This window comes from Vulcanisaeta sp. JCM 14467 (assembly GCF_001316245.1).
Lineage (GTDB): Archaea > Thermoproteota > Thermoprotei > Thermoproteales > Thermocladiaceae > Vulcanisaeta.
Genome location: NZ_BBDM01000010.1, coordinates 40,656 through 65,151, shown reverse-complemented (window position 1 = coordinate 65,151; position 24,496 = coordinate 40,656). Strand labels below are relative to the sequence as shown.

General features: G+C 45.5%; 32 protein-coding genes and 2 pseudogenes. 15 read left to right on the top strand and 19 right to left on the bottom strand.

From position 1 onward, the window contains the following. Positions 1–2: 2 nt before the first annotated feature. Positions 3–599: a methyltransferase gene (locus JCM14467_RS09950; RefSeq protein ID WP_054850011.1), complete on the top strand. Its 597-nt coding sequence runs from the start codon at positions 3–5 to the stop codon at positions 597–599. A 19-nt stretch (positions 600–618) separates the two neighbouring features. Here JCM14467_RS09950 and JCM14467_RS09945 read toward each other — a convergent pair whose 3' ends face one another. The 5 genes from JCM14467_RS09945 to JCM14467_RS09925 all read right to left on the bottom strand — a co-directional run bounded on the left by JCM14467_RS09945 (position 619) and on the right by JCM14467_RS09925 (position 5,553). Then, complete coding sequence (locus JCM14467_RS09945; protein ID WP_054850010.1) at positions 619–1,674, bottom strand: phosphate signaling complex PhoU family protein; 1,056 nt, start codon at positions 1,672–1,674, stop codon at positions 619–621. A 102-nt stretch (positions 1,675–1,776) separates the two neighbouring features. Beyond that, positions 1,777–2,208, bottom strand: a complete 432-nt coding sequence (locus tag JCM14467_RS09940; protein ID WP_054850009.1) for an Hsp20/alpha crystallin family protein — start codon at positions 2,206–2,208, stop codon at positions 1,777–1,779. Positions 2,209–2,307: 99 nt separating this feature from the next. Continuing rightward, positions 2,308–3,480 (bottom strand): NAD(P)/FAD-dependent oxidoreductase, encoded by a 1,173-nt coding sequence (locus tag JCM14467_RS09935; protein WP_252901326.1) that lies wholly within the window; start codon positions 3,478–3,480, stop codon positions 2,308–2,310. Further along, positions 3,477–5,279 carry an FAD-dependent oxidoreductase gene (locus JCM14467_RS09930; RefSeq protein ID WP_054850007.1) on the bottom strand — a complete coding sequence of 601 codons (1,803 nt, stop codon included), beginning with the start codon at positions 5,277–5,279 and terminating at the stop codon, positions 3,477–3,479. The genes JCM14467_RS09935 and JCM14467_RS09930 overlap by 4 nt, the downstream gene beginning before the upstream one ends. A 37-nt stretch (positions 5,280–5,316) precedes the next feature. Beyond that, positions 5,317–5,553, bottom strand: a complete 237-nt coding sequence (locus JCM14467_RS09925; protein WP_054850006.1) for a hypothetical protein — start codon at positions 5,551–5,553, stop codon at positions 5,317–5,319. Between the two features lie 100 nt (positions 5,554–5,653). Here JCM14467_RS09925 and JCM14467_RS09920 point away from each other — a divergent pair, with 100 nt between their 5' ends. Genes JCM14467_RS09920 through JCM14467_RS09905 form a run of 4 tightly spaced genes read left to right on the top strand, consistent with a single transcriptional unit; the run spans position 5,654 to position 7,826 of the window. After that, positions 5,654–6,223: an ATP:cob(I)alamin adenosyltransferase gene (locus tag JCM14467_RS09920; RefSeq protein WP_054850005.1), complete on the top strand. Its 570-nt coding sequence runs from the start codon at positions 5,654–5,656 to the stop codon at positions 6,221–6,223. 41 nt (positions 6,224–6,264) lie between these two features. Beyond that, positions 6,265–6,501 carry a hypothetical protein gene (locus JCM14467_RS09915; RefSeq protein WP_054850004.1) on the top strand — a complete coding sequence of 79 codons (237 nt, stop codon included), beginning with the start codon at positions 6,265–6,267 and terminating at the stop codon, positions 6,499–6,501. Further along, positions 6,479–7,150: a TIGR00296 family protein gene (locus JCM14467_RS09910; protein ID WP_054850003.1), complete on the top strand. Its 672-nt coding sequence runs from the start codon at positions 6,479–6,481 to the stop codon at positions 7,148–7,150. Before JCM14467_RS09915 ends, JCM14467_RS09910 begins: the two co-directional genes overlap by 23 nt. Then, positions 7,128–7,826, top strand: coding sequence for a PHP domain-containing protein (locus tag JCM14467_RS09905; protein ID WP_054850002.1), 699 nt, complete (start codon positions 7,128–7,130; stop codon positions 7,824–7,826). The genes JCM14467_RS09910 and JCM14467_RS09905 overlap by 23 nt, the downstream gene beginning before the upstream one ends. Here the strand turns inward: JCM14467_RS09905 and JCM14467_RS09900 are convergent. The 7 genes from JCM14467_RS09900 to JCM14467_RS09870 all read right to left on the bottom strand — a co-directional run bounded on the left by JCM14467_RS09900 (position 7,810) and on the right by JCM14467_RS09870 (position 12,866). Next, the gene (locus tag JCM14467_RS09900; RefSeq protein WP_054850001.1) at positions 7,810–8,322 is read right to left on the bottom strand and encodes a hypothetical protein; all 513 of its coding nucleotides are present in this window, start codon (positions 8,320–8,322) and stop codon (positions 7,810–7,812) included. The genes JCM14467_RS09905 and JCM14467_RS09900 overlap by 17 nt on opposite strands. Before the next feature lie 43 nt (positions 8,323–8,365). After that, complete coding sequence (locus JCM14467_RS09895; RefSeq protein WP_252901325.1) at positions 8,366–8,575, bottom strand: hypothetical protein; 210 nt, start codon at positions 8,573–8,575, stop codon at positions 8,366–8,368. 65 nt (positions 8,576–8,640) lie between these two features. Beyond that, entirely contained in the window at positions 8,641–9,318 is a 678-nt protein-coding gene (locus JCM14467_RS09890; protein WP_054850057.1) for an HAD family hydrolase, read from the bottom strand. Between the two features lie 46 nt (positions 9,319–9,364). Continuing rightward, complete coding sequence (locus JCM14467_RS09885; protein WP_054849999.1) at positions 9,365–10,096, bottom strand: DUF1614 domain-containing protein; 732 nt, start codon at positions 10,094–10,096, stop codon at positions 9,365–9,367. 38 nt (positions 10,097–10,134) lie between these two features. Beyond that, entirely contained in the window at positions 10,135–11,121 is a 987-nt protein-coding gene (locus tag JCM14467_RS09880) for an NfeD family protein (RefSeq protein ID WP_252901324.1), read from the bottom strand. 359 nt (positions 11,122–11,480) lie between these two features. Continuing rightward, a complete protein-coding gene (locus JCM14467_RS09875) occupies positions 11,481–12,317 on the bottom strand; it encodes a slipin family protein (RefSeq protein WP_252901323.1) in 837 nt (278 codons plus the stop codon). Between the two features lie 69 nt (positions 12,318–12,386). Next, positions 12,387–12,866, bottom strand: coding sequence for a hypothetical protein (locus tag JCM14467_RS09870; protein WP_252901322.1), 480 nt, complete (start codon positions 12,864–12,866; stop codon positions 12,387–12,389). A gap of 167 nt (positions 12,867–13,033) precedes the next feature. Between JCM14467_RS09870 and JCM14467_RS09865 the strand changes: the two genes are divergently transcribed. After that, positions 13,034–13,576, top strand: coding sequence for a phosphoribosyltransferase (locus JCM14467_RS09865; RefSeq protein WP_054849997.1), 543 nt, complete (start codon positions 13,034–13,036; stop codon positions 13,574–13,576). A 2-nt stretch (positions 13,577–13,578) separates the two neighbouring features. On the opposite strand, the pseudogene JCM14467_RS09860 reads toward JCM14467_RS09865, so the two are convergent. After that, positions 13,579–15,207 (bottom strand): annotated as a pseudogene (locus JCM14467_RS09860) (B12-binding domain-containing radical SAM protein). 113 nt (positions 15,208–15,320) lie between these two features. Between JCM14467_RS09860 and JCM14467_RS09855 the strand changes: the two are divergent. Next, complete coding sequence (locus JCM14467_RS09855) at positions 15,321–16,037, top strand: hypothetical protein (RefSeq protein ID WP_054849996.1); 717 nt, start codon at positions 15,321–15,323, stop codon at positions 16,035–16,037. Here the strand turns inward: JCM14467_RS09855 and JCM14467_RS09850 are convergent. The 5 genes from JCM14467_RS09850 to JCM14467_RS09835 all read right to left on the bottom strand — a co-directional run bounded on the left by JCM14467_RS09850 (position 16,032) and on the right by JCM14467_RS09835 (position 18,376). Further along, a complete protein-coding gene (locus JCM14467_RS09850) occupies positions 16,032–16,739 on the bottom strand; it encodes a phosphoglycolate phosphatase (RefSeq protein ID WP_054849995.1) in 708 nt (235 codons plus the stop codon). The genes JCM14467_RS09855 and JCM14467_RS09850 overlap by 6 nt on opposite strands. Positions 16,740–16,771: 32 nt before the next feature. Continuing rightward, the gene (locus JCM14467_RS17790) at positions 16,772–16,963 is read right to left on the bottom strand and encodes a hypothetical protein (protein ID WP_252901321.1); all 192 of its coding nucleotides are present in this window, start codon (positions 16,961–16,963) and stop codon (positions 16,772–16,774) included. A gap of 90 nt (positions 16,964–17,053) precedes the next feature. After that, positions 17,054–17,272, bottom strand: a complete 219-nt coding sequence (locus tag JCM14467_RS17785; protein WP_252901320.1) for a hypothetical protein — start codon at positions 17,270–17,272, stop codon at positions 17,054–17,056. A 229-nt stretch (positions 17,273–17,501) separates the two neighbouring features. Further along, positions 17,502–17,948: a class I SAM-dependent methyltransferase gene (locus JCM14467_RS09840; protein WP_054849994.1), complete on the bottom strand. Its 447-nt coding sequence runs from the start codon at positions 17,946–17,948 to the stop codon at positions 17,502–17,504. 8 nt (positions 17,949–17,956) lie between these two features. After that, the gene (locus tag JCM14467_RS09835) at positions 17,957–18,376 is read right to left on the bottom strand and encodes a NifB/NifX family molybdenum-iron cluster-binding protein (protein WP_054849993.1); all 420 of its coding nucleotides are present in this window, start codon (positions 18,374–18,376) and stop codon (positions 17,957–17,959) included. A 122-nt stretch (positions 18,377–18,498) separates the two neighbouring features. Here JCM14467_RS09835 and psmA point away from each other — a divergent pair. The 4 genes and pseudogenes from psmA (at position 18,499) to JCM14467_RS17775 (ending at position 20,695) form a co-directional block, all read left to right on the top strand. Then, positions 18,499–19,241, top strand: a pseudogene (gene psmA / locus JCM14467_RS09830) (archaeal proteasome endopeptidase complex subunit alpha). A 28-nt stretch (positions 19,242–19,269) separates the two neighbouring features. Continuing rightward, entirely contained in the window at positions 19,270–19,878 is a 609-nt protein-coding gene (locus JCM14467_RS09825) for a YkgJ family cysteine cluster protein (protein ID WP_054849992.1), read from the top strand. A gap of 27 nt (positions 19,879–19,905) precedes the next feature. Then, positions 19,906–20,403 (top strand): methyltransferase domain-containing protein, encoded by a 498-nt coding sequence (locus JCM14467_RS17780; RefSeq protein ID WP_252901319.1) that lies wholly within the window; start codon positions 19,906–19,908, stop codon positions 20,401–20,403. Between the two features lie 82 nt (positions 20,404–20,485). Continuing rightward, complete coding sequence (locus JCM14467_RS17775) at positions 20,486–20,695, top strand: hypothetical protein (protein WP_252901318.1); 210 nt, start codon at positions 20,486–20,488, stop codon at positions 20,693–20,695. Here the strand turns inward: JCM14467_RS17775 and sepP are convergent. Continuing rightward, entirely contained in the window at positions 20,648–21,328 is a 681-nt protein-coding gene (gene sepP, locus JCM14467_RS09815; protein WP_054849991.1) for an undecaprenyl-diphosphatase SepP, read from the bottom strand. The two genes, JCM14467_RS17775 and sepP, sit on opposite strands and share 48 nt — an antisense overlap. A 119-nt stretch (positions 21,329–21,447) precedes the next feature. Between sepP and JCM14467_RS20490 the strand changes: the two genes are divergently transcribed. Genes JCM14467_RS20490 through JCM14467_RS09805 form a run of 4 tightly spaced genes read left to right on the top strand, consistent with a single transcriptional unit; the run spans position 21,448 to position 24,416 of the window. Next, positions 21,448–22,224, top strand: a complete 777-nt coding sequence (locus tag JCM14467_RS20490; RefSeq protein ID WP_252901317.1) for an ATP-binding cassette domain-containing protein — start codon at positions 21,448–21,450, stop codon at positions 22,222–22,224. Between the two features lie 2 nt (positions 22,225–22,226). Further along, the gene (locus tag JCM14467_RS20485; RefSeq protein ID WP_252901316.1) at positions 22,227–22,703 is read left to right on the top strand and encodes an ATP-binding cassette domain-containing protein; all 477 of its coding nucleotides are present in this window, start codon (positions 22,227–22,229) and stop codon (positions 22,701–22,703) included. Between the two features lie 13 nt (positions 22,704–22,716). Then, positions 22,717–23,259 (top strand): ATP-binding cassette domain-containing protein, encoded by a 543-nt coding sequence (locus tag JCM14467_RS20480; protein ID WP_444823190.1) that lies wholly within the window; start codon positions 22,717–22,719, stop codon positions 23,257–23,259. Positions 23,260–23,303: 44 nt separating this feature from the next. Then, the gene (locus tag JCM14467_RS09805) at positions 23,304–24,416 is read left to right on the top strand and encodes a saccharopine dehydrogenase family protein (RefSeq protein ID WP_252901315.1); all 1,113 of its coding nucleotides are present in this window, start codon (positions 23,304–23,306) and stop codon (positions 24,414–24,416) included. Positions 24,417–24,496: the final 80 nt, after the last annotated feature.

Below are 24,496 nucleotides of genomic sequence, written 5' to 3'. Positions count from 1 at the left end.
TCATGAGGATTAAAGTATTAAATAATGTTTATCCACCTGCAGAGGACTCCTGGCAAACCACTGAATTACTTCGCTGGGTCGTAAGTAACCGTGTCGGTAATACGACACTGCGCATAATCGATGTAGGCTCCGGGACTGGCGTATTAACACTAACGGCGTTAGAGGAGACGGTAAGTAGAGACAATGCTGCTTGGGTTTTATCCGTAGACCATGATGCCAATGCATCAGCGAATACGAAGATTAACCTAATCGATAATGGTCTTTATCAGTATGCTGATGTAGTAACTATGAACATCCTGGACGCGGTTAGGGATAGGTTCTACGTCGATATCGTGGTTAGTAATCCTCCCTACCTACCTGGTAATTGGCATGAGGATTGGAGAATATTTGGTGGACCTCGCGGCAATGAGTTGGCTAAGCAAATAATACAGTGGGCATGCCGGAGCGGTGCCTCCACGGTTGTCCTCACCCAATCATCATTATCTGATTGGGATGACGTGGCTTACCACATGGGATTATGCGGTTTTAAACTAACGGTTGTTAAGGCCGTTCATTACTTCTTTGAGGATATAATAACAATGGTTTTTGAAAAGAATTAACTTAAGTAATTTCTTGATTTTATGCAAACTGTTCAATTGCGAGGTTAAGTAGCGCCTCTCCAACGTCTGATGCGTATTCGGCTATCCTATAAATACTATCAAGTATTAACCTAGCTGATGCCGCCGCCTGTGCGGTTAAGTCATAGCTTGACAGTGACGAGTCTAGAGAGTCGATAGCTGACCGTAATTCATACTTAACAATATCGATTATATAGTTAACCTCCCTCATATCTATTTTCTCGGTCATTGCCTTACCGATATTACTCATTATCATGGAGTCCTTACTAAGGAGCTCACTGAATTTCTGCCTAAGCTCCTGTGGTATTAGGAGAACGTACTTATCGCCCAGGTTCACTATTTCCCGGGCTATCTTGACGGCGTGATCCGCAGCCCTCTCCAGCGACTTATTAATTATTGCATACTCAATAATGCTCCTCGGGTCCTGAATACCTGATAGGCTCAGGGCATGCTTACTCACGAGAACCCTCTTCAACTGCCTATTAAGGAGCCAGTAGAACTTGTCAACCTCATTATCCCTCTCAATTATGTCTGACGCTACCGCCCTATCACCACTCTCTATTGGGGTTCTCAAATCATCAATCATTCCTACGACAGTCTTACCGAGCTTAATTATTATGTCCCTAATGTTTATGTCGGGCACATTAACGAGGTTTTGAATAACAAGTGAGTTCCTACCTTCCTCAATGATCTCCACGCCCGTTAGCTTCCTCCGTACAATATCCTTGACCTGCTTCTTAAGGTTCAATGTCGATATGTCGAAATTGAGCCTGAAGATATCATAGCCAGATAGGTAATGGGCAAGTAATATCCTCTCAAGGTGGTCTATGTTTGATAGGTCCTGGGTCACATTTATCGAAGACTCGAGTAGTGGCGCCTTAACCATCTTCTTAGGCACAACAAGCAGTGAAAGGTCTGGTTGCGGTATTACCAGGACTTCATCACCTGGTTTAAGATCTACCTGCCTAGTCCACTCCTTAGGTAGTGAAACTATTAAGGTGGCTCCACCCGTTAACTGAACCCTCCTGGTCTCCGGCTCAAATTTCACTATAGACATCACGACCTAATAATTAGACCCCTATAAATACCTTATCTTAATAAATCAGTAATTATTAATAGCGTGGTTTTTAGAGATGAAATACCCATTTATTGCCCATACCTATTCTATTAAAACCTCCGTCTCAGCTATACTACCTAATTTAGGTATAATTATCTGCAACACGCCATCCCTATACACGGCCTTTGCACCATCAACCTTAAACCTAACCCCAAGCTCAACCTTCCTATAAATCCTGAAATTACTCAACCTCTCCACCCTCGCCGCCTTACCGACCGCCGGCAATGGCTGTGGTTCAGCCATTATCTCGACATAATTATTGCCAACCCTAACCTTAATGCTCTCCTTCCTAACGCCAGGTAAATCAGCAAGTATTATTATTGAGTCCCCATTATCAAAGATGTCCACGGGCGGCTCCCTAGTCACTAATCTCGGATCAATTACCGTGGCTAACTTACTAATTAACTCATTCACCCCAGCCTCCACCTTATTCACACTCATTGCAATGTCTGTTGTGCTTTGCTCCATCGTCATGAGTAATAATTGGTTACGATTAATAATTACCCAAACACATTAATTAAATGATACTCCATAAATCACACATGAATAAATACGAGGTGCACCGTCTACGTTTTAAATGACTAACAATTCCTTAATCAGGTTACCCGTAATAAACCTATCAGGTAAGAATGGCTTCATTATTGGGTCAATAACGCCATTGGCCATGTAATTAGCCAATAACTCGGCGGCGTAGGGACCGAACATGAAGCCATGACCTGAGAAGCCGGACAGTACGTAGACACCCTCGGGCCACGTGCTTAGTCTACCCATTACGTGGCTATGGTCTGGCGTCATCTCGTAATAGCCTGACCATATCCTCATTATCCTTATCTTCCTTAAGCTCGGCACCAACTTCACGGCTTCCCTGGCCCAGGCTGTTAGCCAAGTCAACGTGTTTCCATAAGGTAGGAAACCCTCTTCACCTTCAAGCTCTATACTGCCTAGGATTTCGCCCCTCATTGTCTGGCCTAGGTATAGGTTTGTCTCGGTATCTATTATGTACGTGTTGATTATGGGCTTAACAGGCTCGGTAATCCCAATCTCCCTCCTAACGGGCTTTATTGGGATATCTATATTGAGGGTGTTCTTCATGACCTCACTGGTCCATGCACCTGCTGCGAATACGACATTCTTAGTCTTCACAAAAACATTGCTGCTTGACACATTGGCAACCTTACCATCCTCTACACCAACGCCTTTAACCTCAGAGTACTCGTAAACCCTAACCCCCAGGTCAAGCGCCCTCTCGTAATAACCCATCACTAGGTAGTCATGGTGGAAGGCGCCATCCTGCGGACCATAGACGGCACCAACTATGCCCTGGGTATTAATGTATGGAAATCTATCCCTTAATTCCTCAACCGTGAGTATCTGAACTGGCACGCCCATGGGCTTCCACAGTTGCTCATTCAATTTCTCATAATTTTCAAGGACCTCTTTACGTCTAACAAGCCAAAGATAGCCCTGCCTCTCGAAGATTCCATTCCAACCAAGCTCACCACTTAGCGACTCAAGCTTTCTAATAGCCCTAATCGCGAACTCCGTATTCTCCCTATTCCCAAAGTGAACCCTATACCTACCCGCATTCCTCGTGGAACTTCCCGAACCAACGTAATTCTTCTCAAGAACGACGACGGAGAAGCCCCTACGCGCCAGGTAATAGGCAACGGCCAAGCCAACAATACCAGCGCCAACCACCACGGCATCTGCAGTTAACGAGATTAGACCACGACCCTCACTCATCATTCACCACCCGCAAGTGTAGCCATTGGTATTGGTGCCTCGGGGAACCTAATCCTCGGTAAACCAATCTCGTTAGGCTTCTTTTGATAGATAAAGCTAAGTATTAGGTTCGTACTGACCAGGCAGAACTTGCCCTGGCAGGGCCCCGTGCCTAAACCAACAACCCTCTTGATCCTCTCCATACTCGGCAACCTCAACGATTTATACTCCTCTTCCTCACCATGTAGAACCCTGACCTTAATCTCCCTACCATGCATCAATACCCTAACGGCCTTTAAAACATCGTCCAGGGTGACATCCTCACAGAAGCATAGGTACTGTCTATTGGCGCTCTTCAATGCATTCTCCACATCTTCCACAGACCCAGCCGCCGCCCACATGGGTGCGTGAGCCACGTTAGGCTCGGCGTAATAACCAGCGCCCTGAAGACCCTGCTCAAACCTAAGGATTACGTTGTAATAGGAGGAATTCGTAGTCACTAAATCCCTCTTAAACTCCGCCAATTCCTTATCAAGGACGTCACTCGGCACAAGGCCCTCCCTAGAGCCTATACTCAATGCCGTTATCCTAGCCTGCTTAATAATTAAGGACTCTGGTAATAATCCTCCAGCATCGCCAACTACGTAGACATTGCCAAGCCCGAGATCGCCGGTGAAACCCCTCCTAGGCACGAGACCCCCTATCTCCGGTGCATAAACAATGGGTGCGCCTAGTTGGGCAGGTAAATCAATGACGGGGACCCTAACGGCACTCACCAATACATCGACGGCGATCTCCTCTCTCCTCCGTACCTTAGCCTTACGACCCCTCACATTCTTAAGAATCAACCTTAAACCATCGCCTGAGTCCTTAGCATCGACTATGTTCATGCCAATGAAAGTCTTAATGCCCAGGGACTCAACCTTACTCCTATACAAATCACTCCTCACTATGACTGAGTTATCGCCGAGGTAAGTCTCAATGCCTAATTGGGCTAGGTTCATGGCAACCCTAACACCCCAATCATCGCTACCCCACACCAAAACCCTCCTTGGCTTAAAGCCCCACCACTTAATGAGCTTAAGTATTGTCAACCCGGTCATCATGCGTGGAGTACCATTACCTGGGAAGACAAGCGGGACTTCACGAAAGCCCTGGGCAAGTACTAAGTACCTGTAATTGAATACGTATAGCTTTGAGAAGTCCCTGGAATGCCCAATAACTGCGTCCTCAAGAAAGCCGTCAAAAACCGTGTCCGTGAGTACAGTGACTGAGTCGCTAACCTCCTTACTTAACTTACCAATGAAATCACTACCCCTTCCTAGGTCTTTAACCTCAGCATCATCAACTATCAAGTGCCCGCCAAGGTAATGCTCACCCTCAATTAGCACGACCTTCAAACCAAGCTTATTAAGCTCCTTAGCCACCGAGAGACCTGCTGGGCCGCCACCAACGATCAATACATCGGCATTAACATTAATTCTTGATGCCTTCTCAGGGATGCTTGGTAATTCATTTATTGAGGACCTATTCAGGGAGTTCCGCACGGTATTGCGTATTAATGGCCACAGTGATATTAATAGCCTATTTCTTGGGAATGATGATGGACTTGCAAGCCCCTTTAATATTGAGGGAACACTATTAGGCCTGCCCGGTATTGTTGGTTTTTCATTGCATAGATCGTAATAACCGGATGATGCCCAGTAACCCTCACACCACCACTCACAGCATAGGAAGCCCCTAGGCTCACCATACCTTGAACTACGCATGACGCCGTAGTTACCGCGGTTAAGCTCCTCAACGATCCAGGGCCGTCCACTCATTCATGACCTATAGACCCAGTATAGTTATAAGTTTTGTCTATTGCGTTGATTCACCGCTCCTGAGCGATGACTTGACATACTCGTCGCATTTACCACGGTATAGGCAGTAATTACATGATTGTGGTAACTCACCCGCGAGTCTCCTCCTTACCAATGGGCAATGCTTCACGTAATAATCAGGGTAACACCTCTTACATATTACGAGCGAATTCCCTATGTAGGCCACCTCCCAAAACGATACGCGCCTCCCGCATATACTACATGTGAAGCTCACTTTCGCCCACCCCTCCCCACTGAATTCCTGCCCATTATAGCATTATTAAATTAAATACTACTTATATTAATCTCCCCGATGATGAATTACATGTTTTGTTATGACTAATGTGTTTGTTGATTGCCTGAGGATTGATGGTTCAATACGGTGCCCAGGAGATGGCGGGTTCAGCGAGGTCATCGTATTTGGTAAGCATGTTAGGCTTAGGAAGGATCACCCAGCCATTGAACTCATGGGTAGGCTCGACGAGCTTGAGGCACTGGCTGAGTGGGGTCTTCGGGAGATTGGTAATAATGAATTCGGTATAATTGCTGCAATGACCGCGGCACTAAACACGTACTTAGCCACTGGAGATAATACTTGGCTTAAGCCTGTCAAGGAGATAATTAGTAAGGCGTGTGAGCTGGATAGTAAGGAATTGGGCTGGTTTATACCCACCGATAAGGCAACCGCGTTGCTCAACCTGCTCAGGGTCAAGGCTAGGGAGGCAGAGAGGACGGCTGTTAAGCTTCTCGACTATGACTTACCAATTAATAAGGTTAATGAACTCATAGGCATGCTTAATCAATTAAATAAGTACATTGCTCACCTAATATTCCTGAGCAATGTTAAAGTATTTAGGAATGTTAATGATAAGATAAGGGCACTATTGGGTGAGGGCTCTTCGTAGGCGGTAACTTTTATATTTTTAATTATCATGGTTTAGGATTAATGAGGTATACCGTAGTACTGGCCACGGTATTATTCATAGTGACCATCATAATACTTATTTACTACGCTGTCTTCATGGATAAGGGCCAATTCCTAATCGGTAATGATACAAATAGGGCTTTGGACGTCTTAATGCTTTCTCTCGTTATTCTTTCGGGGATTATCACGGGCATAGTGTATTTATTTAGCTCTAGAGTAGAGAAGAGTGGTGGTAATGTTCAGACCGTACAGTATTGAGGAGGGGAGGTTCCTAGTCAAGTTGGCTAGGAGAGCGGTCGAGGAGTACCTACGTAGTGGTAAGATAATTCAGGCACCGCAGGATACACCGCCTAAGTTGCTTAAGGATAAGTATGGCGTGTTCACGACAATAGAGGTTTTCATGGGTAAGGACAGGAGGGGTGAGCTTAGGGGTTGTATTGGCTTTCCACAGGCTGTTTATAACACGGTGAGTGGTGTTATTAGGAGCGCCATAGCGGCTGCCGTTGAGGATCCGAGGTTCGAGCCAATGAGTATTAACGAGTTGGATAAGGTAACCTTTGAGGTATCGATATTAAGCCCGCTTGAGTTGCTTGAGCCGGGTAACCCAAGGAGTTACCCTGATAAGATCGTGGTTGGTAGGCATGGCATTGTTATTCAGAAGGGCTATTACTCAGGGTTGCTCCTTCCCCAGGTTCCTGTTGAGTATTGTTGGGACTCCATGGCATTCCTAAATGAGGGTTGTATGAAGGCATTCTTACCACCTGATTGTTGGTTGGATGAGGATACTTCGGTGTTGATTTACGAGGCGCAGATATTTAAGGAGGCTGAGCCAAATGGTGAGGTTGTTGAGAGGGATTTGATGGAGGAATTGAAAGGGTGCAAAAATGCCAATAAGAGTGAAGGCTGACCTGCATACACACACCATATACAGTGATGGCGAGGGCGAACCAAGGGACGTAATAATAAGCGCCCTAAACAGGGGTATAAGTGTATTGTCAATAACGGATCACGACACATTCAAAGGCTCACTCAAGGCGTTAGAGCTTATAAGGAATGATGAAAAACTTCGTAGGAATAACTTAATATTTATCGTGGGTAATGAGGTAAGGACCGTTAATGGCGATGTATTGGTGCTGTGTAGGGAGTACCCGGGTAGTGACGATGTGCCAAGGTTAATACCAGAAATCCTTGATTGGGTCTCCGAGAATAATTGCATTGCAGTTCCTGCACACCCATACGATATCCTGAGGCATGGTATTGGCGATAGGGTGAGGAAGTATAAATGGCATGCAATAGAGGTGTTTAATGCCGGTGCATTACCAATATTTAATTGGAGAGCTGCCAGGGCAGCAAGTGAGCTCGGCTTGCCAGGCCTTGCAAATAGTGATGCGCACGTGCCTGAGCTCGTTGGTGTTGCGTACACGGTCTTTGAGGTCGAGGACTTAACCGCTGAATCCATATTTAAGGCATTACTTAACAATAATGTTAAAGCCGTAGCGCACTACCCCAGCCCTGGGCTGCTTATTAAGAGAATTTCCTGGTCCGTTAGGCGTAGGTTAAGGAGGATTAACCCTGCGGTTTAAGTACTTCATCGATGAACCTCCTAAATAATAGCCTTACCAAGCCACTGCTGACCGAGTCTAGATACTCATCTGTTAATAGGATGAGTGAGTAATCATCATGTTTCACCAAATAAATGTACTTATTGTTGCTATACATCACCATGAAATCCATGTTATAATTAATGACCGACCTCACCAGCCTCTCATCAATGTTTAATTCCCCGGTATACTCAACCATGTCATTACCCCTCATGAGACCCACGAAAGACGCCCTAAATAACTCCTTAAATTCTGAAAGGCTTGATGGGACGTAGCCCATTTGCGTGAATGGTGGGTTCTGCATGAGACATTGCCTCTCTAATTGATTGATATAGTTCTTCAGCTCGTTTATTCTTGAAATAATGACGTCCATGGTATCCGCAGAGGTTTGCTTAAGCACCTGCACTAGCTCATTCTCAATACCCCTAATGAGCTTCTCAATCCTCTCAATATCAATAGGTCTCTCGGGACTTTGCAAAGGCCTAATCTCAGCTGGCTTGCTCTCAATAAGTAACGCCCTACTACCTTGCCCAGCAGTTACTTCCTGCGATGATGGACTGCCTTTGGCGCTGTTGAACCTTTTGTTCAGGCTTGTACTGTGGGATCAACTCGGTTATTTGCCCCGGTATTTCACCCCGAGACTTTCTTTCACGTCGACCCCCAAGATAGCCCAATCTATATAGTAGGGCAATGATTATCGCAATTACGACTATTGCAATCACCGCAACCATAATTACATTAAATTGTGGAGTTAGCATTACGATAAGTACTAAGGGAAAATTAATAAAATTAATGCTTAATTGGAAAATTGATCAAGGTACTCAATAATATCCAATAAGCCCCTAATACTTATTACCCGAGAATCGTCGTAACTACCCAGGAAGAACACAACCCTAACCCCCGCATTTAGGGCCATTTCAACGTCATACCTCGAATCACCAACAACCACAACATCATCCACCCCAAGACCTAATAACCCGAGTATTTTCAGTAATGGCTCAGGGTCAGGCTTACCCCTATTAACGTCATCCCCAGCGATGAGGGCATCCACGTACTTATTAAGCCCCGTAACCTCAAGAACCCTAGTGGCGACCTTCCTAGAGCTTGACGTAACAACACCCACCATGAAGCCCCTATCCTTAAGGAACTTTAACAACTCAGGAGCGCCGTTAATTGCCCTGGCATTACCCAGTAATGATAGGTATATCTCATTCTTAATCTCAAGGGCTCTTTCGGCAACCTCCTCGCCACATAACCTCCTGGCTATGTCGAGGGCTCTAAGTCCCATTAACGTACTAACGTAATCCATGGCTGGTGCAGGAAGCCCAAGGCGCTTACATGTTTCTATCCATGACAGGACATGCAGGGGCACCGTGTCCACCAGGGTACCGTCCAAGTCAAATATCACGGCCCTTATTCCCCTGGCGTCAGTCAGCAAGGCATCGTCATTGTCATCTGTAGACCTGTAACTCATCACATTCAATGGTTAATTCAATGGGGGTTAAAAGCTTGTTCATTGCTTAAAGAATAACCTTGTAAAGCGAGGCCAGTATTAGTGACATGAGCCCCGTTATGTATATACCATCGAAAACTCCCGCACCACCAATCGATACATAACCCCTCATCAACCTTATCACCTTCCTAATATTGAGAATGTCCGCACCAAGTAATGTTGATAATGAACCAAGGCTGTAGGAAAAAGCCAGTGGGTTTGCGTGGAATACAGCCGTGGATATTAGGGTGAACATTAGCGTTAAAAGGACCGGCAATGCCGTCGGTAGTGTGATCCCAATGCCAGGTATTAGCCTGGCGTTCTGCCATATTATTAATGACGATATTATTAAGGATACAATGAATGAAGCCAGTATTAACATGTCGTGGATTAAGTACGTGCTTATTAAGTATATTGATACTATTGTTGGTATCACGGCACCACCAATATTCACCTCAAGGAATAACTTATCAATCCTCTGTATAATGATTGGCATTGGGAGCAGCTTCATGAGGTCCATGAATGGGTTAAATGGGACGTAGTAGGTGACCTCGGCAATAACCACGTTGATGTAACTCGTTAGGAGAGAACCCAGCGTCAGCGTTAGTGCGAGTAATGGCTGTACGCCAATGGTGATTAGGACTAGGAATAGAAATAGGAGCAGGGGCGATATTACTAGGAATCCTATGAACATCAGTATATTCACGGGTAATGAAAGCCTAATACCAAGCCTCGGCCTCACGTCATACCTAATTGACATTACCCGCTAATGAACGCTATTAAGCTTAATAAGCGTAACTAACTGGCGGGTTTCACGATCAGCGTGTCGCCATCAATACCAACAATAACGACCTTGGAACCCCTTTTAACATTCTCAAGCGCCTTAGCCCTCCAGTACTCACCCCTAACCTTCACATAGCCAATCTCATCCTTATTAATATCATCAATAGCAATACCAACATCGTTAATGGGCCAATAAAGCCTCTCCGAGAGAGGCTTAGCCCTTACTATGTCTATCACCCTGGACGCTATGAAGCCGCCGAACCCGCCAACGAAGGCTATCAGCGTGTAAAGCACGATTCTAGCCTCAACCTGATTCGCGGCTATTAACCAGGACTGGGGTGTATAGGTTGGTTGAAGCAGTATGATGCCCAGCGCCGTGAGTATTATACCGACTATGAATAGTGCTGCATGTGTTGTGAAGCCTGCATGAACATCAATCGCAATTGCAGCTAAGCCAATAATTAGCAATGCCAGCCCGAGCCAATTGATGGATAGGCCCGTGAGCATGGGTATTATCATTAGTATGACCCCAACCCCGGCTAGGTAATAATGCCTTATTGCGAAGCCGATGATTGCCAGTAGCAAGCCCAAACCAGCCAGTAGGTTTTGAATCGTCGGATTAACGAGCACCTCATAGACCTGATACCCAACACCTGGTTGATAATACGTAATTACTGGATTGATTACGTAGTATGTTACTCCATTTATTGTGCTGCCATTAATCTCATTAAGTAGTGAACCTACGTCAGTGGCTATGAAGTTTATAACGCCATACTCAAGCGCCTCCCTGGGTCCAAGGTTCGTGTTGTAGAAGACGCAGTCATGGGCGAAGGTCGCATTCCTATTCCTAAACTCCGCAACCTCCACGAAGTACTGACTAATTGCATTGAGTATTTTGCTCTCATTTATGAATATCTCCTGCCCAGTTATTGGATTTATCTCGATGGGTTGGCAGGAACCAATGACAGTACCTGGCGCCATGGCAGCTATCGTAGTTGACAATAAAACAAGCGTACCTGCGGACCAGGCATATGAACCCGTTGGGTAGACAAAGCTATAACCGGTATTTTTGAATCCTCGATTGCAGTCACGATATTTAGCGCGGCATCCAACTCTCCACCTGGTGTCTTAAGGATTATGAGAAGTGCCGAGTTTGGTGTTGACTCTGCTAGCTGTAAAGCATTCTGCAACTCGTTGTATGTTAAATCGGTTATTTCACCATTAAGGTTAAACACGTACACCTCATGAATCACGTAGATATTGGAACTCGCGATTGATACATGCATTAACGTAAATGCTAGCAATGCTGCAATAATTAACGGAATTAATAACCCACGTTTAAATTGCATAGTCGCTCCCTACTACGTCGCACCCGAACCTTCCTGTTGTCTCTTCAAAGCGGCTGCGGCTAACGTTGATAGCGTCGTTACCTCAAGTGAACTGGGTACGACAAGTATTAAGTTATGTTCCTTGGCAACCTCGAGCAGTGTGTCCAACTGCCTAAGCGTTAGCGATATTGGGTTTTTGGTGTAGGTCTCAGCGGCCTTCAGGTACATCTGCGAGGCCTCGTAATCAGCCTGGGCCAGGATTACCTTAGCCCTCCTCATCCTCTCAGCCTCTGCCTGGGCTGCCATGGCCCTGATTAATGTGTCGGGTAGCTTTATGTCCTTAATCGCGACTGCCGTTACCTTGACACCCCATGGGCTTACGTGCTCATCAATTATGGACGCAATCTTCTTAGCAACCTCCTCCCTCTGCGTGAGCAGCGTGTCCAGGTCAACCATGCCAATCACATCCCTAAGAACGGCCGCACCGAGAGTCGCAGTTGCGCTCCTATAATCAGTGACTGAGAGCACGGCCTTTGCCGCATCAATAACCCTCATGTAGACTGCGGCGTCTATCGTAACCTCAACATTATCCTTAGTTAACGCCCTCTGGCTCGATAAGTCAATAGATAAGACCCTCAGATCCATCGTTATTGGCCTATCAATAATGGGCACTATAAACACAATGCCAGGGCCGTAAATCCCCTTGAACTTACCAAGCCTTAGCTTAACAATCCTCTGGTACTCAGGTACTATCCTAATGGAGTATGCGAGTATTGCTATGATGATTATTAGTAGTATTATTGCTAGGACGGTCGCCACTATTATTGTGCCCGCCTGAAGCACCACCTGAAGTGGTAATTGCATATACATTATAATAATTGAGATAAAAGTCATTAATAAACCTATTTACCAACGTAGATTTTACCAGTATTAGAAACGTTAACTGCGTAAAGCACGGCGCGTGTATCTATCCCTTAAGTAATCACCCACTGCAATCAAGGCAAAACCAATCATTATAAGTACCACACCAACAACAAAGAGGTATATTGCCATTGCATACTGCCCAATGAAAACATTAACCACGTAATTACTACTCACATACGCGCAATGAGACCTGCCGAAAATCTCGATATTACCTGAAACCATGGGCGTTATAGCCACACCACTCGCCCCAATGGGTATGTAATAGCCGTAAGTCACGCTTGAACCATTTGCATACTCTATGTTTACCTCGATTGAAATCAGCAATGACCGATCCATAGACTTAATGATACTATCTATCCTATCGCTGGTTAGGGAACCGCTAATGATGCTATTCAGAACCCTTAGGCATGTGGTTGCATTAACGTGGCTATACGAAATCGACGACTCCAGATGTGAGTAATAAATCGGTATTGATGAAACCACTATTAATAACACTCCTAAAATCATTATTGCATGATACTTATTAATCATTTAGTCTCTCGTTGTTCTATCGTTTAGTGAAATAAATACTTTAAGCATCCTAACCTCGGTTTCGTTAATTACGGTATTTATTTAAGTACGTAAAACGATTGGTTTATAAACCACCCTAACCACAAGTCATAATGGCGGATTATCACCGGTATAAGTGGGAGGATATCGAAATGGGTGTTGTGAAACTGGTCCAGGACATTATTAAAAGTGGTTATCAACCAGATGTTTTGATAGGTATCTCCAAGGGCGGTGTCGTGATGGCATCGTTAATGTCTGACATGCTTGGAATACCCACCGACCTAATTCAGATGGCTCACTGGGGCTTTGGTAGGGCTAAGGATGATATCACCATTAAGTATAGACCAAGCATTGACGTTAAGGGACTTAGGGTGTTGTTGATAGATGATGTTAGTGATACGGGGCTAACACTCAGTACCGCTAGGGAGTTATTGATTAGGCTTGGCGCTAGGGATGTTAAAACGGCCGTCCTAGATTATAAGGCCATATCGAGTAGGTACGCACCTGATTACTACGCCTATAAGTGGGTTAAGTGGGTTTACATTATATATCCATGGGAGAGCTTTGAGACGTTTAAGAATGTGGATCTCAACGTTGCAAAAGTGATATTCACAAACTACGAGTTAGTTAAAATGCAGGAGTTAATGAGGCCTTAATCCTAAAATTCCTCTTCAGACGATGTATAGAGCTCCATGAGCTTTGGAGCCTCTATCTTCGACACAAGCCTCCTATTCTTAATCTCAGCAGCAATTTGGTCAAGCCTATCATAGAGTGCCCTAACCCTCTTCTCAACATAATTCATGAAATAATTAACAGCAACCCTCACCGGCCAATACTGTGGACCCCTTAGGTAGAAGTGATTGACTATGTCCTTAGCCCAGTAAATACTGTGCTCAAACATTTTCTTCATCAACTCAATGTGTTCAGGCAGTAGGTTATACTTAATGGTCCAACCATCCTTCTCGGCCTTATATGGTTCATTGGCACATAGAACATGGGCACCACCAGGCTCCTGTATGGTCTGATCCTGTCCAGGAGTTCTATCGTCTCCATAACATCATCCTCAGTCTCGCCGGGTAAACCAATAATCACGGTTAGTGCTGGTATGAGTTTAATATCATGCATCACGCCCAATGTCTCCTCAACAACGTCCCACCAATCCTCAATCTTAAACGGTGCAGCCTTGCCTGGCATTAGGGCCTTGGCTAGTCTCCTCGAGCCAGTCTCAAGGCCTACCTGTGCACCCCACCAGTCCTGGTGCTCGTCCTCGATTATTTCCGCGATCTTCGTAGCCAATCTATTGTACTTCTTCTCCGCCAGTAGCACTGAGGCGAGCGTCGTGTGACTCCAGGCCATTGTTAGGTAGTACCTCTTAACTAGCTGGTGAAGCTTTATCAGCTTATCAGGGTTAAGCTCAACACCCGTTGATCCATATAGCGGTACATCATCGGAGTGTATTAGGCCGTGCACTATGCCGTGCTTAACGTGTAGTTTCAACTCCTCCTCAATCTTCTCAAGCGGGTACACCTAAGTGGCCTGAGGGTTACTGAACAGAATGCGCAGCCTCTCGGACAACCTCTGCCGATCTCCACGAAGCCATTAACCGCTGGGTACTTTATCGTGGGTATTTCATCAATGCTCGGAACATCGTTCACACCGACATATACGTATCGAGCACAGGCTCATTATTTAAAACCCTCTTGACTAGGTCAACCACGAGCCTTTCACCCTCCCCATCAAACACCGTGTCAACTCCGAAGAAGTCCATGAGTTCGGGCAGGTACAGCCACTGCCACGCTGATGGCCCGCCGACGATTACCTTAAGCCCGTTCCTGCTCTTGGCCTCCATTATGTACGGCCTAATCCTCATCATGAACCTCCTAAACGAGTATGCATTTAGTGGCTCCCTACCAACTATTGCTGACCAAGTCGATGATGGTGGGTTAAGCCCGAAGTAATCATGGTGGCTGAGCATAAGTATCTTAGCACTAGGTATATACTTATGCACGTGGTCTGAATCGATTATTGCTGCGTTAATGCCGGCATCAATCAATGCCGCCTCTATTTTCCTCATTCCATAGGGTGCTTGGTAGGGTCTACCGTACTTATCAACCTTCATCTTTGGCATCGCTATATACTCATGAATCCACTCACCAAGCTTCTTAAACGGGCCTACCGTTATGAATAGGGGACCGGTTGTAACGAATCCGAGGAACTCCTTACCGTGATAATTGCTCATCATTGATCGATCTGTCGTCAACACAACATCGTACTTTGGTAATACCATTAATGATAGCAGGGGCACAATTCCTTTAAAAGCTTTTACCACTGTTTAAGATTCTTAGTTGTATCAATACCTGTGAATTAAGGAATATTAACCTCGACGAATAAAATCATCACGTGGAAATAATACAGTTAATAGAAACCTCAACAAATGACTTGAGTAAAGTCGAGAGTATTATCGAGTGGGCGTTCAGGGAACTTGAGGTGCCAGATGATGACGCCATTATTTATATAACCGATGACCATAATAAGGTGAGGGAGACCCTGGGTCTTGAGAAAGCAGCCCATGAGGAGTGGCCCGTGAAGTACATTGACGCTGAAGGACAGGCAGTAATATCCGTGATACCGAGTAAGTTACTTCAATTAAGAGAGGATGAGGTAAGGATAATGGTATTGAGGGAAGTTGCTCTCATAAGGGTTATGAATGACCCAGTACTGATTAGCATGTGGGTTGCGTCGCAGGGCATTAGTGATAATGCTGTGCATAGGGTTTCCCTTGCCATGCTTAGGAGGACTGTCGATTTCGTGATAGCCAGGCAGGATTCGCTAGTTCAATTCCTGGTTAATACGTTTAATAAAGATGAATTAAGGAACATGCTTAACACCTGCCAATTAACCGTTGACTGTGCAATAACGGCATTAGCGCTCGATGTACCGCTAAGTATTGAGTTAGTGGGTAATGCGGGTCTTGGTAAGTCCCTATGGAATAATGTCGTGATGGGCCTGAGCAATGACTTTGTTAGGAGGTATGATGACTTTAGGGATTTCGTTAGGAATAACTTCAACGTGGAGAACGCCTATAATTACTTGCTCATGATGTTCAGGAGGTCATAGACTTGGCAGGTAATTCCTCAGGAAATCGGCGACGCCCCTACCACTCGGCTTATCAAGTACGATCCTAGCCCTCCTCTTAAGCTCCTCAGTTGCATTAGCCACGGCAACTCCATAACCCACAACACTCATCACGTCAACATCAGTATCACTATCGCCAATGTAAACAACACTGCCACAGGGCACACCCATTACATCGCATAGGTACTTAACGGCCACGGCCTTACTTGAATTCATTGGTTGTAGGTGAAGGGCATAACCACTGTGGGAAACCCTAACCTTACTGTCTAAGCCCATTTTTCGTAACTCCTCCTTGACAATCCCTATTAATTCATATGGGTCCTTAGGCGCCCATAGTGTTATGTCGAACCTCCTATAATTAAATTGATACGTAGGTCTCAAGCCAGGTATTAACTTCATAAGCCTTAACGCAACCTCCTTAAGGTTTAAATCCTCGCATAATTCACGAACCTCACCATTATAATCCACAAGGCACCCATTCTCCGCGATGACCGGCGAACCCTTGGGCAGGCCTATGTATCGTGAGAGGGCTTGGGCAACTATTAGGGCATTGCCCGTTACTAGACCGACAACGTATTTATTCACTATCTCCTGCACAGCTGCTATTGCATCCGGGTCTAAGGCCTCTGTATTTCTGTTCCTCGTTAAGGTACCATCAACGTCAAGAAGCACAACCCTAATCATCGAATCCCAATTGCAGTATCCCTTTTTACCCTTTACATCACAGTAACCTCCTTAGGAATAACCAACTCCCTCCATTTAGTATTCATCAATACATCCTCATCACGATAATACTTCCAATCCCTAACCCACTCACCAGTTATTAAGTACACAACAAATGCCGTAGCCACCAGTTCATGCTCATTCAAAGCCTTTATTAATACGGACGTTACTGATGACATAGCCAACGATAAAATAACAATAACATAATACAAAAAAGTTATACAATGCATTATAGAACAACAATGCTAGTGCCACTACAATCATTAGTGGCATTGCTATGAGAATAAGCGGCTCAACCCTCCTCGCGCCAACTTAAACAATAATGATGGGGGTCTTTGGAAAAGTACGTGATGAAAAACCTCATGCATTAATACCCTACCAAGTAGGGGTCTCGGCTTCTTCATCAATTCCGTGGATACGTATATGATGGACATCGGTTTACGCGGCACATATACGGCATATGCATCGAAGAAACTTGTCATGAAATCAGACATTATGACCTTAATAGGATCATACCCACAACTGATCAATGATTTATTTATTTCGTTAATGAAGGATTGAAGATTGATGTCGCTATTCTCAAATTTATATAACGCAATTCTTAATTTATTGATAATATCCCCATATTGGATAAGCCATTTTGGCTCGTGAATCATTTTTCATCATATTTCTAACTATTGATACCTATATTTAAACCATAGTAAAATATATCCAGCCTGCACCTCACCTCATCTTTTTAAGGATGAGCATGTAATGATATGGAGAAACCTCGGCATAACCCTCCCTAACAAAGCCAGCACCACTGAAGTACTCCTCAACCTCCTCAGGACTAAGCTTGAACGGAGGACCAAACAGCACATTCTCCTTAAACTCAATAATTAATAACCTACCGCCTGGCTTCAATATCCTACTGATCTCCTTAACCGCCGCCTCCTTATCATCAACATCATGAAATACGTTAGACATGAAGACTAAATCAACACTACCGCTCGGTATTGATGTGTGGGTAATGTCCTCATTAAGTATTGTCACGTTACCGTAATTCCCGAACCTCCTACGAACCTCCTCAATAGCCGCCTCATCAATATCAACGCAGTAGAGTTTCGAGGCATAGTCCTTAAAGAAGTCACAGTAACGACCCTCACCACAACCCAGGTCAGCAATTACCAAACCACTACTTACATAGGCTTAAGGAACTCATACTCACCAAAACCCTCAACATGTCTATGCCAATGATGACCGTGGTGACCATGATGCTCGCCATGCGTTGGTCCCTGAGCCTCGCTCAATTTACCCTCAATGAATGCCCTAATTGCATCCTCGACCCGTCCCTCAAATATGTAGATCCTAATCCCCTTCTCAACTGCCCACCTATAGCCTGGGGGACCTATTTCGGAAAGTATTACCGTATTAACGCCATGATCAAGAACACTCCTTAACATAAACACACCCCTAACCTGCTGAGCATACCTCGCTGGGTTTTCATAACGCTCAACAACCTCGTAAGAGCCATCATCCTTAACCTCGACTATCCAGACCTCATCGCCTTCGCCAGGTCCTGATACGAAGCCATTACTCACGGATATGGCTATCCTCATATCCGATATCGGACTCGATTACTAATTTAAAAAAGCTTACGCGCTAAGCCACACAACAGAAAATAAGTAATTAGGTAGGTTTGATTTAAAAAAGCCCGCCTAATAAGGCATTAACGAAGGGTATGTTCTCACCACAGGTTTACGGATATGATAGGGCCATAACAATATTCAGCCAGAAGGGGAATTATATCAGGTGAGGTATGCAGGTGAGGCTGTTAAGAGGGGTTGGGCGACAGTTGGTATTAAATGCATTGATGGTGTCGTGCTTGCGGCAGAGAAGAGGAAGGTTAGCGCATTAATTGATTTGAGCAGTATTGAGAAGGTGTATATGATTGATGACCACGTTGGAATTGCAGCATCAGGCTTATTATCGGATGCCAGGGTGCTCATTGAGTATGCGAGACAGGAGGCGCAAACGCACAAGTTGCTTTATGACGAGCCTATAGACGTGGAATTACTAACCAAGAGAATCAGTGACTTAAAGCAAATGCATACGCAGTATGGCGGTGTAAGGCCCTTTGGCGCTGCTCTAATAGTTGGCGGTGTCGACAAGCATGGACCAAGGCTATTCCAAACAGACCCAGGCGGTATATACTTCGGCTTCTATGCAGTAGCCATGGGAGCCGAGTCATCAAGGATAACTGAATTCCTCGAGAAGGAGTATAAGTATGACATGAGCCTTGATGATTGCATAAAGCTAGCCATTAGGGCGCTGGGCCTTGTGCTTGAGGCCCCCGAGCCTGACAGGCTTGAGATTGGTGTTGTTGATGTTAAGACAAAGCTATTTAGGAAATTGACTATGGAGGAGATAAATAAGTATTTACAGGAGACTAAGGGTTCCTCATCCCAAACACAATCCTCGTAATAAGCACGCTTAAAATAGCCGAATAAATATGAACATTGTTATAACCAGGGCTGAATTTCCAAGGATTAGATTCACATGCGTATTGTGTGGTGAGTGCTGTAGGCGTTATTGGATACCAGTGACTCATAGGGATATCGCTAGGATTGCCAGGTACACGGGTATGAAGCCCAGGGAGTTCCTAGCCTTATTCCCTAAGGACATGGCCGCTGACTGGGATGAGCCAGTGATAAGGCTTAGGGATGGTGAGTACTACCTAGTGCTTAAGAAGAGACTCGACGGGACCTGCATATTCAATAAGTGGGTTGGCGATAAGCTAATTTGCTCAGTACACCCCGTTAAACCCAATGTTTGTCGGTACTACCCATTCATTTACTGGCTTGATAGTGGCGTGGTTAAGTTCGAGGTTTATGATAAGGCCCTTGGATATTGCCCAGGGATTAATAAGGGAGGCTACGCAAACTTTAAGGTTGAAATTGCATCGATAAGCGATGCCGTGAAGGCCAAGGCTGAGTTTAGGGAGATAATCAATAGGTGGAATGAGTTGTTTAAGAAGGGCTTGGTTAGTGGGACTCTTGATGAGTTCATGAATTATATTGAGAATGTGGTTGATGAGTACTCCCTAAAAATTCATAAATAATTCATGCTTAATCGATTGTTAGTGAGTATGCCCATTAAGGAGGGGGATTACGTATTAATCGTTGGTGATGGCGTTAGGTCTGTGGTTAGGGTAGTTAGGGGTTCGAGGATAAGTACGATAAGGGGTATTATAAATGCTGATGATATCATCAACCGCGAATACGGTACCTTAATAAGGACAAACCTCGGCTATAGCGTAGCCCTGTTAAGGCCGTTGATCACGGACATGCTGCTCGAGAGGGCTGATAGGGTTACCCAGGTCATTTACCCAAAGGATGCTGCCCAAATAATAATTGGTGCTGGGGTTGGCCCAGGTAGTAGGGTCGCTGAGGCTGGTGTCGGTAGCGGATTCATGACAGCAATACTTGCCTATTACGTGAGACCAAGTGGCAGGGTTTATGGCTATGATAAGAGGGAGGATGCAATAAGCACTGCCAGGAGGAACCTTGAGATGCTTGGTCTCCTTGATTGGGTTGAACTGAAACTTAGGGATGTTATCGCCGACGCTTTGCCGAGAGGGACCTAGACGCGGTGATACTGGACATGGGTGATCCCTGGAACGCAATACCTAAGGCAACAGAGGCCTTAAGGCTGATGGTACTCTCGTAGTGTATGTCCCAACCGCGAATCAAGTCATTAAGGTTCTCACCGCGATGAGTGATTACGGCTATGTTGATGTTAAGATGGTTGATGTGATGGTTAGGGAGTGGAAGACCGAGCCTAACGAGGTCAGGCCGCAGACCTGGGTCAACGCGCATACGGGTTATATTCTAATTGGCCGGAGAACCCTCAGGTCGGTAACTCAGCCAGCCAAGTAGCTTCTTCATTATTAGGTGGATGAGGTCGTAGTACCAGGGAAGGGCGAGCACAAGCTCCACATTAGCGATTCCCAATAACCAACCAGCAACTACATCAAGCGGCCAGTGAACACCCACGTAAACCCTACCGTAAGACACCAATAGCGCCTCCACAGTCAGGGGTAACGAGATGTACCAGGGTAATGCCACGATTGATGAATACGCACCAGTACTGACGATTAATGCGTGCCCCGATGGATATGATGAGTCGGGTTGCTCATGGATCAACGGCGTTATGTGTAGCACTAGGAATGGCCTTGGCTCATATAATACGTGCTTCATAAACTCACCAAGTACCAGGCTAATCACAAAGGCCGAAACCATAAGAACGCTAGCCCTCCTATACCTGCCACCGAAGTACCATAGTATTAAGGCCACGGGTATCCAGAAGAACGCCCTTCCATAATCGTCAACGCTTATTACCGTGAGCAGTGGCGTTAACTGGGGTAGTTTGTTGTTGAAGATTGCGAAGAATAGGTGGGTATTCAATGGATTGTTCTCTCCACTTGTGATTATGTAAACTGTTAACAGTGCATAAAGCAGGTAAAGCGTTAATGCTGCGTAGAGGTGCTTACGCTCAATCCTCAAATTCATTAACCGAGCCTAATGACCAAGCCTTAATTAGTATTACTCTCCAGCGTGATTTATTCAGGGCATAAGGTTTAATTCCACTTAAGTCTTCATAAACCGTCGATAATGCCGTTAGGGTAGCCGTGGTTGATAAGGACCTGTGCCAGCCGAGGAAGTGTAGCCAAGAGTGTATTAGGTTTTGCCCAATAGTGAGGGGCGGCAAGAGGGCTATTTACATGGATGAGCAGTTGGGCCACCCAGTCATTACTGACCTATGCACGGCATGCGGCATATGCGTTAGGAAGTGCCCCTTCGAGGCCATAACCATTGTTAACCTACCAAGTGAATTGGGTGAGGATTGTGTCCATCAGTATGGGCCTAGTGGCTTCAAACTGTTCAGGCTGCCCATGCCTAAGCTCGGCAGGGTACTTGGGATAATAGGTCAGAACGCGATGGGTAAGACAACGATAGCTAAGATACTCGCTGGCGAGTTAAGGCCTAACCTATGCACGGACTCGCAGGTTAGTACTGAGGATATACTGAGGTTTTTCAGGGGTACGGAGTTACAGCCATACCTGACAAGGCTTTATAGGGGTGAGGTTAAGGTCGTTCATAAGCCTCAGTACATTGAGTTAATACCCATGTACGTTAAGGGGACTGTTAGGGATGTATTAATGAAGGTAGGTGGTAATGTGGAAAATGTTCTAAAGATTGCCGAGAAACTGAACCTCACACGCCTACTCGATAGGGATGTTAGTAAGTTAAGCGGCGGTGAGCTCCAGAGACTCGCCATTGCAGCAGCCCTCCTTAGGAATGCCGATACTTACATATTTGATGAGCCGACAACGCACCTCGACATAGTCGAGAGGTTGAGAGCTGCGAGGCGATTAAGGAGGTTGCTGGTGGTGATAAGTATGTAATCGTGATCGACCATGACCTCGCCGTTCTTGATTACCTGGCTGATCAGGTGGTTATCCTTTACGGTAAGCCTGGCGCTTACGGTATTGTGTCGCACACGAGGGGTGCGAGGGAGGGAATCAACGAGTACCTCAATGGTTACCTGGCAAGCGAGAACATGCTGATTAGGAGGGAGCCCATTAAGTTCAGGGTTAAGCCAGCCCCAAGACCCATGCAGAAGGAAAAGGTACTCCTTGAGTGGACTGATTTAACAAAGAAACTTGAGGACTTTGAGCTTGAGGTTAAGGCAGGGGTTATACATAGGGGTGAGGTCATTGGCGTATTGGGTCCCAACGGGATTGGCAAGACCACCTTCGCAAGGCTCCTCGTTAATGAGTTAGAGCCTGATTCAGGAGTTGTAATACCACATGGCGAGGTTAGAATCAGCTATAAGCCCAATACGTCAGGGACCTGGCCGTTAAATATGGCGATAAGACCGTAAGGGAGTACCTAGCATGACAGTTGGTAGTGACTTCACGTCAAGGATTATTTGGCCTGACCTCGCTAATGGATTGTCACTAACGCCCTTAATGGATAGGGAATTATCAAGCCTAAGCGGTGGCGAACTCCAGAGGGTCGTTGTTGCCGGCTCATTACTTAAGGATGCAGAGGTTTACCTACTTGACGAGCCAATGGCTTATCTCGACATTGAGCAGAGAGTTAGGGTTGCATCGGTCATTAGGAGGATTATTGAGGAGAGGGATGTGGTGGCGCTAGTTATTGAGCATGACATAACAATGATCGATTACCTAAGCACGTCAGTCATGGTATTCCTAGGCGAGCCAGGCAGGCATGGCATAGCCCAACCACCCACTGACCTAAGGACTGGAATGAATGAGTTCCTTAAGAGCCAAGACGTTACGTTTAGAAGAGAGCCCCAGGTGGGTAGGCCGAGGATCAATAAGAGGGATTCATACCTAGATAGGCTTCAGAGGAACATCGGCGAGTATTATTACTACCTGAGTACTGAGGAGGGTGAGGAGGCAGGTAATCAATGACTAAACAACTTAGAACTTAATAAAGAGTGGGCAACCTATGTTTTGTGGTTTCTGTTGGTGTTGTTGGTTTAGGTCCCATGGGTCGTGCAATTGCATATTACCTGGTTAGGCATACAGGTCATGTTGTTAATGGTTATGACGTTAGTGAGGAGGCCATTAATGAAGCTAGGCGGTTGGGCATTAACAACGCGGTTAAGGCTAATGCAACGAAGCAGGAGGACTTGAGGAGGATTGCCAGCGAGAATGATGTGATTGTTAGCGCGGTTCCACAGTCAATCGCTGATGACGTCGTCCTCAAGATTCACGAGCTTGGCAAGCCCATTATTGACCTAATATTCATGTGGAAGTACAGTGAGGAGCTAGCCCGTAAATTAAGTAATGGGCCGATTGTTATCCCTGCCTGTGGTTGGGCCCCCGGGCTCACAAATTTACTGGCAATGGCTGCCGCCAGCGAGCTTGAGGTTGTTGAGGAGGTTGGCATACACGTTGGTGGCAATCCAGTTGATCCAAGGCCTCCCCTGTACTATGAAATCCTATTCTCACTCGATAGCACAGTTGATGAGTACGTTAGGCCAGCAACAATCATTAGGGATGGCAAGGTGGTCAGTGTTGAGCCTTTGGCGGAAATCTTCGAGTTCAGGACCTGGCTCGTCAATGGCGAATTCGCGGAGTTTTACACTGATGGTTTGAGCACGCTACTCGTTACACTACCCAAGTACTTCAGCACTTTAAGGAGTGCTTATGAAAGGACGATTAGGTGGAAGAAACATTTAGAAGTTATGAGAATTCTCAAGGACCTTGGCTTACTCAGTGACTTTGAGACTGCCAAGCTAGTCCTCTCCAAATCACTTAAGCCTGGTGCTAATGACTTCTCGTTAATGATTATCGAGGCTAGAGGTAAGATGGGTGATGACTATGCCGCAGTTAGGTTTGAGGGCGTTGATTATGCCCAAGGTGGATTCACGTCGATGGCTAGGCTAACGGGCTTCACAGCAGCCGTAGTGGCTGACCTAGTGGCAAGGGGTGAGGTGAGGGGTGAGGGATTAACACCAATCGAGGAGACGTACATGAAGAACAAAGCAATACTAAACCAAGTACTAAACGCATTAAGGAAGGAGGGCATAAAGATATATAAAACAAAAACAGCAATAGAATAGCAAGATTAATAAGGATCCTTACTTTACCAAGCGATTAAATATGGTTAATTGGGTTAAATTAACAATACCACCATTAATGA